The following is an 11,874-nucleotide window of genomic DNA, read 5'->3' on the forward strand; positions in this document are numbered from 1 at the left end:
CCGCTGCCCCGCGCCCGCCCCGGACGGCCGGTCACCCGCCGACCCGGAACTGCTGCTGCGGGTGCTCTGTCACGAGTTCCGCACCCCGGTCACCTCGCTGACCTCGCTGACCCGGGCGCTCGCCGACGAGCACCGGGAACTCACCGGCGCGGACCGGCGAGAGATCACCAAACTCGCCCGGGATCAGGCCGCGCACCTGCAGGGGCTGCTGCGCGACGCCACCGCCGGCACCGGAGCGTTGACCCTCTCGACGTCGATCGACCCGATCGTGCCCCTCGGTGAGGTGCTCCGCGAGGCCGCCGCCCTGGTGCCCGCGCACCGTCGGCTGGCCCGCGCCACCCGGCGGGCCTGGAGTCACCCGGTGCCCGCGCGCCGTACCCGGCGGGTGCTGACCAACCTGGTGGAGAACGCGCTGCGGCACGGTCCCCGGGACGGCCGGGTGGGGCTCTACGCGACGGTGCGCCGCCCGGGGCTGAGCCTGCTGGTGACCGACGAGGGGCGGGTGGACGGGACGCTGCTGGAGGCGCTGCGCCGGCCGCAGCCGGGCTCGGGGATGCACGGACTCGGGCTCTGGATCGTGAGGCGGCTCGTCGCTGCCGACGGGGGCTCGGTGCACGTGCACCGGCTCCGCCCACGCGGCGTGGCGCTGGAGGTGCGGCTGCCACCGCTCGCGCCCCCCGGTTGACCCGCCCGGGTCGCCGATTGGCCCGGCTGGGCCAGCGACGCGGGAAGTGTCCCCGGTACAGGCTTCCGCCGTACCGAGGAGGGGACGTGTTCAGCCATCTGAAGGACCTGCAGTTCGAGGCGAAACCGGACGGCCCGGACGCCGCGTTCGCCCGGCGTCTCCAGGAGATCCTGGGCGGCAAGTGGGGCGAGATGACCGTCGCCAACCAGTACCTCTTCCAGGGGTGGAACTGCCGGCTGCCCGGTAAGTACAAGGACCTCTTCCTCGATGTCGGCACCGAGGAGATGGGCCACGTCGAGATGATCGCCACGATGATCACCCGGCTGCTGGAGAACGCGCCGCTGTCGCTGCAGGAGGCGGCCGAGGAGAACCCGATGGTGGGAGCGATCTACGGCGGCGCCAACCCGGCGCACTTCATCCACGGTGGTGGCGGAGCGCTGCCGGTGGACAGCTCCGGTGTCCCGTGGAACGGCTCGTTCATCACCGCCAGCGGCAACCTGATGGCCGACTTCTACCTCAACGTGACGGCGGAGGCGCAGGGGCGGCTGCAGGTGGCCCGGCTCTTCAACATGACCGACGACCCGGGGGTCAAGCAGATGCTCCGCTTCCTGCTGGCCCGGGACACCATGCACCAGAACATGTGGCTGGCCGCCATCGAGCAGCTCAAGGAGGACGGCCTGGAGGAGATGCCGGTGCCGGACGCCTTCCCCGACTCCGGGGAGCTCACCGAGCAGTTCGGCTACACCTACCTGGACTTCTCCCCGGGCACCGACGCGTCGGAGGGTCGCTGGGCCTCGGGGCCGGCGCCGGACGGCAAGGGCGAGTTCCGGTACGACAACAGCCCACGGGCGCACGCGCCGGAACCGGTCCTGCCTCCCGGTGATCCGCGCCTCTACGGCACGAACCCGGGCGCGGTCGGCAAGGTCGCCACCAAGGTCAAGAGCAAGCTCACCTGACGCCGACGCCGGGCCGCCCGAGCGACGGGCGGTCCGGCGGCCGGCGTCCCCGAGGAGGTGTCGAGGATGTCGTCCCAGCCGCTGGTCCCGATCGCCCGTACCCGCGTGAAGCTGGCCGTCTGCGGTGCGCTGACCGTCGTCGCGGTGACCGCCGGGCTGCCCGCCTGGACGGTGGTCGCACTGGCCCTGACCAGCATCGCGATCCCGGTCGCGGTGCTGCTCGCCGGGGGTGCCCCCCTGCTGCGGCAGCTGCTGTTGCCGGGGCCCCGCCTCGCCGCCGCGAGTGGCCTGGCTCACAGTACGGAAGAAAGGAAGCGCCTCGTGACTTGAGCCAGACACGCTCAACTCAATGCGATGGCAGGTGTTCGATGGCAACTCTTCCGGTACTTCCGCTGACCGACGCCGTGCTGCTGCCCGGCATGGTCATCCCGGTGACCCTCGACCCGACCACTCAGGCCGCGGTCGACGCGGCCCGCGCCACCGGCGACCGTACGCTGCTGGCCGTGCCCCGCATCGACGGGGAGTACGGTCCCGTCGGCGTGGTCGCCACCATCGAGAAGGTCGGCCGGCTGCCCAGCGGTGAGCCCGCCGCCGTGATCCGCGGCCTGTCCCGCGCCCGCATCGGCTCCGGTGTCCCCGGCCCGGGTGCCGCGCTCTGGGTCGAGGCCGCCGAACTCTCCGAACCCGCCCCCGCCGGCCGGGCCCGGGAACTCGCCCGCGAGTACCGCGCCCTGGTGTCGTCGCTGCTCCAGCAGCGGGGGGCCTGGCAGGTCATCGACGCGATCGAGCGGATGACCGACCTCTCCGAGCTCGCCGACTCCGCCGGGTACGCGCCGTGGCTGAGCCTGGAGCAGAAGAACGACCTGCTCGCCGCCCCGGACGTCACCGCCCGGCTGGAGCTGCTCGTCGGCTGGGTCAAGGAGCACCTGGCCGAGCAGGAGGTCACCGAGCAGATCAACAACGACGTGCGGGAGGGGCTGGAGAAGTCGCAGCGGGAGTTCCTGCTGCGCCAGCAGCTCGCCGCGATCCGCAAGGAGCTCGGCGAGGACGAGCCGGACGGCTCGGCCGACTACCGGACCCGCGTCGAGGCCGCGGACCTGCCCGAGAAGGTACGCGAGGCGGCGCTGCGCGAGGTCGGCAAGCTCGAGCGGGCCAGCGACGCCTCGCCGGAGGCGGGCTGGATCCGCACCTGGCTGGACACCGTCCTCGAGATGCCGTGGAGCACGCGAACCACGGACAACACGGACCTGGCCGAGGCGCGTGCGGTGCTCGACGCCGACCACGCCGGCCTGCCGGACGTGAAGGACCGCATCCTGGAGTACCTCGCGGTGCGCAACCGGCGCGCCGAGCGCAACCTCGGCGTCGTCGGCGGGCGTGGCTCCGGCGCGGTGCTCGCCCTGGCCGGCCCGCCCGGTGTCGGCAAGACCAGCCTCGGTGAGTCGGTCGCCCGGGCGCTCGGGCGCAACTTCGTCCGGGTCTCCCTCGGTGGTGTCCGCGACGAGGCGGAGATCCGCGGTCACCGGCGCACCTACGTCGGCGCGCTGCCCGGCCGTATCGTCCGTGCGCTGCGCGAGGCGGGCTCGATGAACCCGGTCGTGCTCCTCGACGAGGTGGACAAGCTGGCCGCCGGGTACGCCGGCGACCCCGCCGCCGCGCTGCTGGAGGTGCTCGACCCGGCGCAGAACCACACCTTCCGCGACCACTACCTGGAGGTCGACCTCGACCTGTCCGACGTGCTCTTCCTGGCCACCGCGAACGTGGTGGAGAGCATCCCCGGCCCGCTGCTGGACCGGATGGAGCTGGTCACCCTGGACGGCTACACGGAGGACGAGAAGGTGGCCATCGCCCGGGACCACCTGCTGCCCCGGCAGCGGGAGCGGGCCGGGCTGACCGCCGACGAGGTGACCGTGGCCGACGAGGCGCTCGCCCGGATCGCGGGGGAGTACACCCGCGAGGCCGGGGTCCGGCAGCTGGAGCGGGCACTCGCGAAGATCCTGCGCAAGGTGGCGGTCACCCTCGCCACCGACCCGACGCCGATCCAGGTCGACGACGGCAACCTGGCCCGCTACCTGGGCCGGCCGAAGTTCACCCCGGAATCGGCGGAGCGGACGGCGGTGCCCGGCGTGGCCACCGGCCTGGCGGTCACCGGCGCCGGCGGCGACGTGCTCTTCATCGAGGCGACCAGCATGGAGGGCGAGCCGGGGCTGACCCTGACCGGCCAGCTCGGCGACGTGATGAAGGAGTCGGCGCACATCGCGCTGTCGTACCTGCGCTCCAACGGCCGACGCCTCGGCATCGACCCGAACGCGCTGGCCGGGCGCCGGATCCACGTCCACTTCCCGGCGGGCGCGGTGCCCAAGGACGGCCCCAGCGCCGGCATCACCATGGTGACCGCGCTGGCCTCCCTGGTGACCGGCCGGCCGGTCCGGCCCGAGTTCGGGATGACAGGTGAGGTGACCCTCTCCGGGCGGGTGCTGCCCATCGGTGGGGTGAAGCAGAAGCTGCTCGCCGCGCACCGGGCGGGCCTGACCGAGGTGATCATCCCGAAGCGCAACGAGCCGGACCTGGACGACCTGCCCACCGAGGTCCGCGAGGCGCTGACCATCCACACCCTCGCCGACGTCGCCGACGTGCTCGCCCTGGCCCTGCGCCCGGCCGAGCTGGAGGCGGAGTCGCTCGACGGCCCGGCGCTCGCCGCGGCCTGACGTCTCAGGAGGAAGGGCCCCCTGCCGCACCCGTGTGGCAGGGGGCCCTTCCGCGCTCTCCCGACCGGAGGCGGTCAGCGGTGGGCGCGGTCCCGGCGGTCGCGGCGGTCGCCACCGTACGGCCGGTCGCGGCGTTCCCCGCCGTACGGCCGGTCCCGGCGATCCCCGGCGTACGCCCGCTCCCGGCGATCGTGGTCGTCGCCGTCCCGGTCGCGGCGTACCGTCGCCTTGCGGCCCTTGATGGTGCTGGCACGCAGCCCCGCGATCACCTCGTCGGCGACGGCGTGCGGCACCTCCACCAGCGAGAACCGGTCCGCTATCTCGATGGAGCCGATGTCCCGGCCGCTGACCCCGGTCTCGCCGGTGATCGCGCCCACCAGGTCCTGCGGCCGCACCCCGGCCCGCCGGCCGAGCCCGACGAAGACCTGGGTGGTGCCTCCGGCCCGAGGCCGGCCGCCGGTCCCGCGCCGCTCGCCCCGCGCCCCCTCGCGCGGGCCACGCAGCGACACCTGCGGGATCTCCTCCTCGTCGTCCGCCCCCGGCGACGTCGCCTCGTGCGCCAGCCGCACCGCGGCGAGGGCGACCTCCATCAGGTCGAACTCGTCGGTCAGCGACTCCACGATCACCCGGAACGGCTCCAGGTCGTCGTCGAGCAGGCTCTCCCGCAGCGCCGCCTGGGTCAGTTCCAGCCGGCGGGTACGCAGATCCGCCACCGTCGGAATGGTGTCGATGGAGATCCGCTGCCCGGTGACCCGCTCGATGGTCTTGAGCATCCGGTGCTCACGCGGCTCGGCGAGGGTGATCGCCACCCCCTCCCGACCGGCCCGGCCCACCCGGCCGATCCGGTGCACGTACGACTCGGGGGCCGACGGCACGTCGTAGTTGACCACGTGGGTGAGCTGCTCGACGTCCAGGCCGCGCGCGGCCACGTCGGTGGCGACCAGCAGGTCGGCCGTGCCGGCGCGCAGCCGACCCATCACCCGGTCGCGCTGTTCCTGGCTCATCCCGCCGTGCAGTGCCTCCGCGCGGTAGCCGCGGCCGTTCATCGTCTCGGTGAGGCGGTCCACCTCCTCCCGGCTGCGGCAGAACACGATCGCGGCGGTCGGCGACTCCACGTCCAGCACCCGGCCCAGCGCCGCCGGCTTGTGCGCCCGGGCGACCAGGTACGCGCTCTGCCGTACCCGGGGCGCCTCGCCGGCGACCGGCTGCTCCCGCTGGATCAGGATCCGGACCGGGTCGGTGAGGTGCTGCCGGGCCATCCCGTCGATGCGCGACGGCATCGTGGCCGAGAAGAGCACCGTCTGCCGTTGCTCGGGTGCGTGTTCCAGGATCGCCTCGATGTCCTCGGCGAAACCCATGTCCAGCATCTCGTCGGCCTCGTCCAGCACCACGGTGGTGAGCCCGCCCAGCCGCAGCGTCTCCCGGGCGATGTGGTCCAGCGCGCGGCCCGGGGTGGCCACCACCACGTCCACGCCCGCGTCCAGGGCCCGCAGCTGCCGGCCGATCGGCTGCCCGCCGTAGATCGGCAGCACGCGGGCGCCCAGCTCCCGGCCGTAGCGGTGGAACGCCTCGGAGACCTGCACCGCCAGTTCCCGGGTCGGCACCAGCACCAACGCCACCGGGTCGCCGCCGTCGCGGTGCGCCGGCATGCGCTGCAACAGGGGGAGCGCGAAGGCGGCGGTCTTGCCGGTGCCGGTGGCCGCCTGACCGAGCAGGTCCCGGCCGGCGAGCAGGGGCGGGATCGCCTCCCGCTGAATCGGGGTGGGCTCCTCGTAGCCGAGGGCGGCCAGCGCGCCCAGCAGCTCGGGGCGCAGCCCGAGGTCCGCGAAGCCGTTCGCCTCGGTGTCGCCCGGGTCGGTGGGGTGGATCTGTGCCGAACTCATGCGACAAGCCTTTCATCACCGCCCCGCGCCCGCCGCGCCGACCGGCACCTATCCGTCGCGGGCGCCTCCGGAGCACCCCGATGATCAAGCGGGACCGGCCCCGGATCGGCCCGGGCCGCGCTCCGCACCGACGCGGCGGCCCGGGGCGGCGACCCCGGCGTCAGTCGGTCAGGAGCGCCAGGATGATCGTGACACCGAGGACGGCGTCGAGGACGGCGCACCATTCGGCGTAGCCGCGGGGCACGACCTCGCCGCGGCGGTGGTGCACGACGTCCCAGACCGCGTGCGCGAGCCAGCCGAGCGCGACCAGCCACGCGGCGGTCCGCCCACCGGCCGCCACCGCGACCAGCGCCAACGCCGACCAGGCGGCGAGGCCGGCGAGTTGCCGGGCCGGCATCCCCGGCCCGCGCAGCCGGTGCCGGTACCCGCCGATGATCAGGTACCCGGCGGGCAGGACCAGCAGCGTCCACGGGGCGAGCACGCTCGGCGAGACCCAGTTGTCGACGGTCATCAGCAGGGCGAGTCCGGCCGGCCAGCGGCGGGCCAGGGCGGCGAGCAGCCGTCCCCGGCGCGGGGGCGCGGTCGGCCGGTCGTGCCGGTGCCGCAGCGCCACGAGCACCATGGCTGGCACCATCAGCAGGTGCCCGCCGAGCATCATCGCGTCGCCGTCGAGCAGGCCCGCCCGGTAGGGTGCCAGCAGCACCAGGAACGGGACGTACATGGCGGCGGCCATCTCGGCGCACGCGGACCAGGGGTGCCGGCGGTACCGCATCCAGACGGTCATGCCGGCGGTCATGTCCGTGGCCATCACCAGCGCGGCGACCTCCGGCCGGTCGAGCGCGGCGCCGAGCCCCGCCGGGTCGGCGACGAGCGGCCACACCGGGTCGAGCAGGAGCATCCCGGCGATCATCGCGAGAGCCATCTCGCCGAGGTGCCGCAGCAGGTGGGTGACGCCGCCCGCCCGGCGGGGGGCGGTGGCGGACGTCGGCGGGTGTGTTCGGGTCTGCGTCATGCCGTCGACCCTGCCGGTGGGGACGACCAGCCGGGCAGGCCCGGATGTCACCGGTTGTCCGTGCGATGTGCACGGTCAATCGGTGACATTTCGCAGGGGCGGATCGTGCGGCGGCGGCCCTACGATCGGGTCCGTGGCGCAGGAGACGGCGGGACCCCGGGCGGACCGGCGGCTGCGCCGTGCGCGTACGGCCACCCTCTTCTCGCTGGGCACCGGGATCTGGGCCAGCCTGCTGCTGCCGCTGCTCGGCGTGGCCCGGGAGCCCGACGTGGTACGCGCCGCGCTGGGTGTGGTGGGTGTCGTCGCGTTCGTCGCCGGCCAGGCCGCGGTGCTGTACGCGGCGGTGACCCCCTGGCTGCCGCAGCGGTGGCGTCGCCGCTCCCAGCTGGGGTTGGCCGCGGCGGCGGTGCTGAGCGTCCCGCTGGTCGGTCCGGTCGCCGCCGGCGCGTGGCCGACCTGGGCGTGGCTGGGCGCCTCGCTCGTCGGCATGGCGCCGCTGCTCGTCCGCCCGCCGACGGTGGTCGCGGTGACCGCGCTCACCCTCGCCGCGTCGGCCGGGGTGGCCGCCTGGACCGGCGGTCCGGTCGCGCGGTTCCTCCTGGTGACCGGCGGGGTCGGCGTGAGCGTCGCCCTGGTCAACTGGTTCCAGGTCTGGTTCTGGGACCTGCTCGTCGAGGCGCGGGAGGGGCAGCTGGCGCAGGCCGGACTGGCCGCCGCCCAGGAGCGGCTCCGCTTCGCCCGGGACGTGCACGACGTGCTGGGGCACGGTCTCACCGTGATCGCGTTGAAGGCGGAGCTGGCCGCCCGCCTGGCCGGGGTGGATGCCGAACGGGCCGCCCGGGAGGCCACCGAGACGCAGCGCCTGGCGATGTCGGCCCTGGCCGAGGTGCGCGAGACCGTGCACGGCTACCGGCGCGTCGACCTGGGTGAACAGCTCGCCGCCGTGGCGGCGGTGCTGCGCTCGTCCGGTGTCCGGTGCACGATCGTGCCCCCACCGGCGGAGCTGCCGCCGACGGCGGCGAGTGACCTGGCGGCCGTGCTCCGCGAGGCCGGCACGAACCTGCTGCGACACAGCCGCGCCGGCTGGTGCCGGATCGAGATCGTGCGTGACGGCGACGTCGCCCGCCTGACGGTCTCCAACGACGGCGTCGCGGGTCGCGGGCCGGACGAGCGCAGCAACGGTCTGCGTGGCCTCGCCGACCGGCTCGCCGCGGCCGGTGGGCGGCTGCGCGTCCGGCGGGAGGAGAACATGTTCACCCTCGAAGCCACAGTCCCGGTCGGGTCATGATCCGGCTCCTGCTCGCCGACGACGAGGAGCTGATCCGGGTGGCGCTGGCCGCCCTGCTCGGGCTGGAGCCCGACGTCGAGGTGGTGGCGGAGGCCGCCGACGGTCCGTCGGCGGTCGCGGCGGCGCTGGCGCACCGGCCGGACGTGGCGGTGGTCGACCTGGAGATGCCGGGGCTGACCGGCATCCAGGTCGCCGCCGAGCTGTCCCGGGCGCTGCCCGGGTGCGCGGTGGTCCTGCTCACCGGGCACGGCCGACCTGCGCACCTGCGGCAGGCGTTGACCGCCGGCGCCCGCGGTTTCCTGCCCAAGGGCGCGCCGGGTGGGGCGCTGGCCGACGTGATCCGCCGGGTGCGCGCCGGCGGCCGGTACGTCGACCCGGCGCTGGCCGCCGACGCGCTGACCCTGCCCGACTGCCCACTGACTCCCCGGGAACTGGAGACGTTGCGCCTGGCCGAGCTGGGCGCCCCGGTCGCCGTGATCGCCCGGCGGGCGCACCTCTCCAGCGGGACGGTGCGCAACTACCTCGCCGCGGCGGTGCAGAAGCTCGGTGCTTCCGACCGGGCGGAGGCGATCCGGAGGGCACGGGAGAACGGCTGGCTCTGAGCCGTTGCCGGGCCGGCGCCGGGAGGCGACTAGCGTGGGCGGGTGCGTACGGTCGAACTACTCTGCTCGCCGGAGCTGGACGCCACGGTACGGGCGGCGTGGAATCGACTGGCCGAGATCGGTCTGCCCAGCCTGGCCCGCAACACCCATCCCACGAACCGGCCCCATCTGACCCTCGCCGCGGTGGACGAGTTCCCGCCCGGCGCGGAGGAGCGCCTCGCCGATCTCTTCGACGCGGCGCTGCCGCTGCGGGCGCGGGTCGACCGGGTGGCGGTGCTCGACGGCAGCGCCCCGCTGGTGTGGCTCGTCCAGTCGACGCCGGAGCTGCTCGCCCTGCACGGCGCGGTCTGGGACGTGCTCGCCGGCGCGCCCGGCGCGCACCCGTGGCACCTGCCGGAGCGGTGGAATCCGCACCTGAGCCTGGCGCTGCGCTTCCGCGACGCCGACCGTCGCCGGGCCCGGGCGGTGATCGGCGGGGACCGCCCGAGCGGGGAGTTCGTCGCGGCGCGCAGCTACGACGGCGCCACCCGCACGGTCGGCCCGCTCGGCGCCGGGCGCTGACCGGGGCTCCGTCACCGGAGCCCCGGTCGGCGCGCCGTCAGCGGTAGAAGCGCAGGTAGTCGAAGTCGGCGGTGACCGCCGGCGTGGCGCCGCCGTGCGCCACCAGCCCGATCCGGGGTGCGGTGTCGGCCGGGAAGGTCCACACCCCGCCCCAGGTCCAGTGCTCGCCGTCCCGGCTGGAGGCGGCCCGGAACTCGTGCTCGCCGGTGCGCGGGTCGACGTGGTGCGCCAGCCGCAGCCAGGTGGTGGTGGCCGGGGTGCCGACGATGGTGCCGCCGTAGACCGGCTGGCCGGCGAAGGGCAGCTCGTAGCCGTACTCCACCTGCCGGGTGTTCCAGATCGCCACCTGTGCCAGCCGGGCGAACCGGTCGTCGTCGACGTACGCCACCAGGCCGGCCTGCTGGTAGTTGCGGACGGTCTCCTCGCCGAGGTCGAGGCTCACCTTCGTCTCGGCCACGTAGTCGCCGGCCGGCGCGTCGCGCCGCAGCACGCCTGCCGTGTTGCCGGTGCCGGTCAGGTCGGCGGACTGCACCGGCCAGCGCAGCGCCCCGCCGGCCACCATCGCCGCCGGGTCCGGGCGTACCCAGCTCCAGGCCGGGCCGAGGCCGCCGGTGAACTCGTCGGAGTACGACCTCAGCACCCGGCCGATCCGGGGCGTCGCGACGGCCCGCGCCTCCCGGTACAGCGGCACCGCGCTGACGTTGTCGAACTCGGCGTCGCCGCCGGTGGCGCGCAGGCCGATGCGGCCGGTCACCGGGCGGTCCAGCCGCAGCTCGACCACGGCGAGCTGGTCGCCGAGGCGGGCCGGGCTCAGCTCGGCGGCGAGCCGGCGGCCGCGTACCTCGACTGCCAGGTTGTGCCGGTGAGCGGGGGTGAACCCGGCGGGCAGCGGGGTGCCGGCCGTACGGCTGCCGTCGCGGGCCACCAGCCGGCCGCCGGCCGCGTCGACGCGGACCTCCACCCGGTCGGCGAGGGTGATCCCGGCGGAGGTCGCGCCGGTCAGCCGCAGGTCGGTCTCCGCCCGCAGGTCGCCGCCGACGGTGGTACGACTCGTCACCGCGCCGTTGCCGGTGAGCCCGCCGTCGACGACCTGCCAGTCGCCACCGGCGCGCCGCCAGCGAGCCAGCCCGGCGGTGTCGAACCGCTCGTTCAGCCGGCCGCTCGTCACCGGGGCGGGGCGTGCGCCGTCGGAGGGGCCGGCGCCGGCGTTCACGGTCGGCCAGCCGTCGATCCAGTCCAGCCGGTCGATGAGCATCGGCCGCTCGTTGACGCCGAACGGCTCGTCCAGGTACGGGTCGGAGCGGTCGATGGCGTGGTAGACGATCCAGTCCTGGCCGGACAGGTCGGTGAGGAATCCGTTGTGTCCGGTGCCGATCCAGCGGTTGCCGTTCTGGGTGAGCACCGGGGTGCCGCCGGTCCGGGACGCGGTCAGCGCGATGCCGTCGCGGTCCAGGAACGGTCCGCGCGGGCCGCGAGCCCGCCCGACCTGCACCGAGTACCCGGTGGCCGGACCGGCGCAGCAGTTCGCGGTGGAGGCGAAGAGGTAGTACCAGCCGTCGCGGCGCAGCACGTAGCTGCCCTCGAACTTGTTGTCGACGGCGACCAGGGTGGGGGAGCCCACCGCGCGCAGCCCGTCGGCGGTGAGCTCGGTGACCGAGACGCCGCCGTAGTAGCTGCCGTAGTAGAGGTAGTTCCTGCCGTCGACGTCGGTGAACTGGCTCGGGTCGATCGTCCACAGCCAGCCACCGCCGCCTCCGGGGCGCGGGGCGACCACCGGCTCGTCGGCGAAGGTCCACGGGCCGGTCGGGCTGGGCGCGGTGGCCGCCCCGATCGCGTAGTCGCCGCCCTCGGCCGAGACGGTGGTGTCGGTGACCGTCACGTACATGACGTACCGGTCGCCGATGCGGCGCACGTCCGGCGCCCAGAACGCCGCGCCGGTCGCCGCGTAGGGCGGGCGCTGGTCGGGGCCGAAGGCGTCGCCGACGTACGTCCAGTCGACCAGGTCGGCGGAGCGGGCGGTGGGGATGCGGTGCGGCTGCCGCTCGCCCTCGCGCAGCGGGTCGGTGGTGCCGTAGGCGTACCAGTAGCCGTCGTCACCGCGGACGATGACCGGGTCGGCGAAGGTGTCGCCCACGTCGACGGAGATCGGGTTGCGGTAGTCGGGGGTGGAGCGGGCTTCGGC

At 74.9% G+C, this 11,874-nt stretch carries 10 protein-coding genes; 7 read left to right on the forward strand and 3 right to left on the reverse strand.

The features are described from left to right. From E1211_RS25240 to lon, 4 genes are all read left to right on the forward strand, one after another. Window positions 1-685 (forward strand): sensor histidine kinase KdpD (locus E1211_RS25240; protein ID WP_132351568.1); only part of this gene is annotated, 685 nt, incomplete at its 5' end. An 86-nt stretch (window positions 686-771) separates the two neighbouring features. Beyond that, window positions 772-1,641 carry a manganese catalase family protein gene (locus tag E1211_RS25245; protein WP_132351570.1) on the forward strand — a complete coding sequence of 290 codons (870 nt, stop codon included), beginning with the start codon at window positions 772-774 and terminating at the stop codon, window positions 1,639-1,641. 66 nt (window positions 1,642-1,707) lie between these two features. After that, a complete protein-coding gene (locus tag E1211_RS25250; RefSeq protein ID WP_132351572.1) occupies window positions 1,708-1,971 on the forward strand; it encodes a hypothetical protein in 264 nt (87 codons plus the stop codon). A 38-nt stretch (window positions 1,972-2,009) separates the two neighbouring features. Next, window positions 2,010-4,346 carry an endopeptidase La gene (gene lon / locus E1211_RS25255; protein ID WP_132351574.1) on the forward strand — a complete coding sequence of 779 codons (2,337 nt, stop codon included), beginning with the start codon at window positions 2,010-2,012 and terminating at the stop codon, window positions 4,344-4,346. 74 nt (window positions 4,347-4,420) lie between these two features. On the opposite strand, the gene E1211_RS25260 is transcribed toward lon, so the two are convergent. Then, entirely contained in the window at window positions 4,421-6,229 is a 1,809-nt protein-coding gene (locus E1211_RS25260; protein ID WP_132351576.1) for a DEAD/DEAH box helicase, read from the reverse strand. Between the two features lie 160 nt (window positions 6,230-6,389). Next, complete coding sequence (locus E1211_RS25265) at window positions 6,390-7,241, reverse strand: DUF6010 family protein (RefSeq protein WP_243709689.1); 852 nt, start codon at window positions 7,239-7,241, stop codon at window positions 6,390-6,392. Window positions 7,242-7,374: 133 nt separating this feature from the next. On the opposite strand from E1211_RS25265, the gene E1211_RS25270 reads away from it, so the two are divergent. Genes E1211_RS25270 through E1211_RS25280 form a run of 3 tightly spaced genes read left to right on the forward strand, consistent with a single transcriptional unit; the run spans window position 7,375 to window position 9,692 of the window. After that, window positions 7,375-8,529 carry a sensor histidine kinase gene (locus E1211_RS25270; RefSeq protein ID WP_243709690.1) on the forward strand — a complete coding sequence of 385 codons (1,155 nt, stop codon included), beginning with the start codon at window positions 7,375-7,377 and terminating at the stop codon, window positions 8,527-8,529. After that, a complete protein-coding gene (locus E1211_RS25275; RefSeq protein WP_132351580.1) occupies window positions 8,526-9,131 on the forward strand; it encodes a DNA-binding response regulator in 606 nt (201 codons plus the stop codon). The genes E1211_RS25270 and E1211_RS25275 overlap by 4 nt, the downstream gene beginning before the upstream one ends. Before the next feature lie 42 nt (window positions 9,132-9,173). After that, window positions 9,174-9,692: a 2'-5' RNA ligase family protein gene (locus E1211_RS25280; RefSeq protein WP_132351582.1), complete on the forward strand. Its 519-nt coding sequence runs from the start codon at window positions 9,174-9,176 to the stop codon at window positions 9,690-9,692. Between the two features lie 37 nt (window positions 9,693-9,729). Here the strand turns inward: E1211_RS25280 and E1211_RS25285 are convergent. Continuing rightward, on the reverse strand, window positions 9,730-11,874 hold a 2,145-nt coding region (locus E1211_RS25285), incomplete at its 5' end, for a family 43 glycosylhydrolase (RefSeq protein WP_132351584.1).

Source organism: Micromonospora sp. 15K316 (genome assembly GCF_004348525.1).
In the GTDB taxonomy this organism is placed as follows: domain Bacteria; phylum Actinomycetota; class Actinomycetes; order Mycobacteriales; family Micromonosporaceae; genus Micromonospora.

Excerpts from the sequence above, each read along its gene's own strand:
- E1211_RS25250 (WP_132351572.1), top strand. The coding sequence starts at position 1,708 with ATGTCGTCCCAGCCGCTGGTCCCGATCGCCCGTACCCGCGTGAAGCTG.
- lon (WP_132351574.1), top strand. The coding sequence starts at position 2,010 with ATGGCAACTCTTCCGGTACTTCCGCTGACCGACGCCGTGCTGCTGCCC.
- E1211_RS25260 (WP_132351576.1), bottom strand. The coding sequence starts at position 6,229 with ATGAGTTCGGCACAGATCCACCCCACCGACCCGGGCGACACCGAGGCG.
- E1211_RS25265 (WP_243709689.1), bottom strand. The coding sequence starts at position 7,241 with ATGACGCAGACCCGAACACACCCGCCGACGTCCGCCACCGCCCCCCGC.
- E1211_RS25275 (WP_132351580.1), top strand. The coding sequence starts at position 8,526 with ATGATCCGGCTCCTGCTCGCCGACGACGAGGAGCTGATCCGGGTGGCG.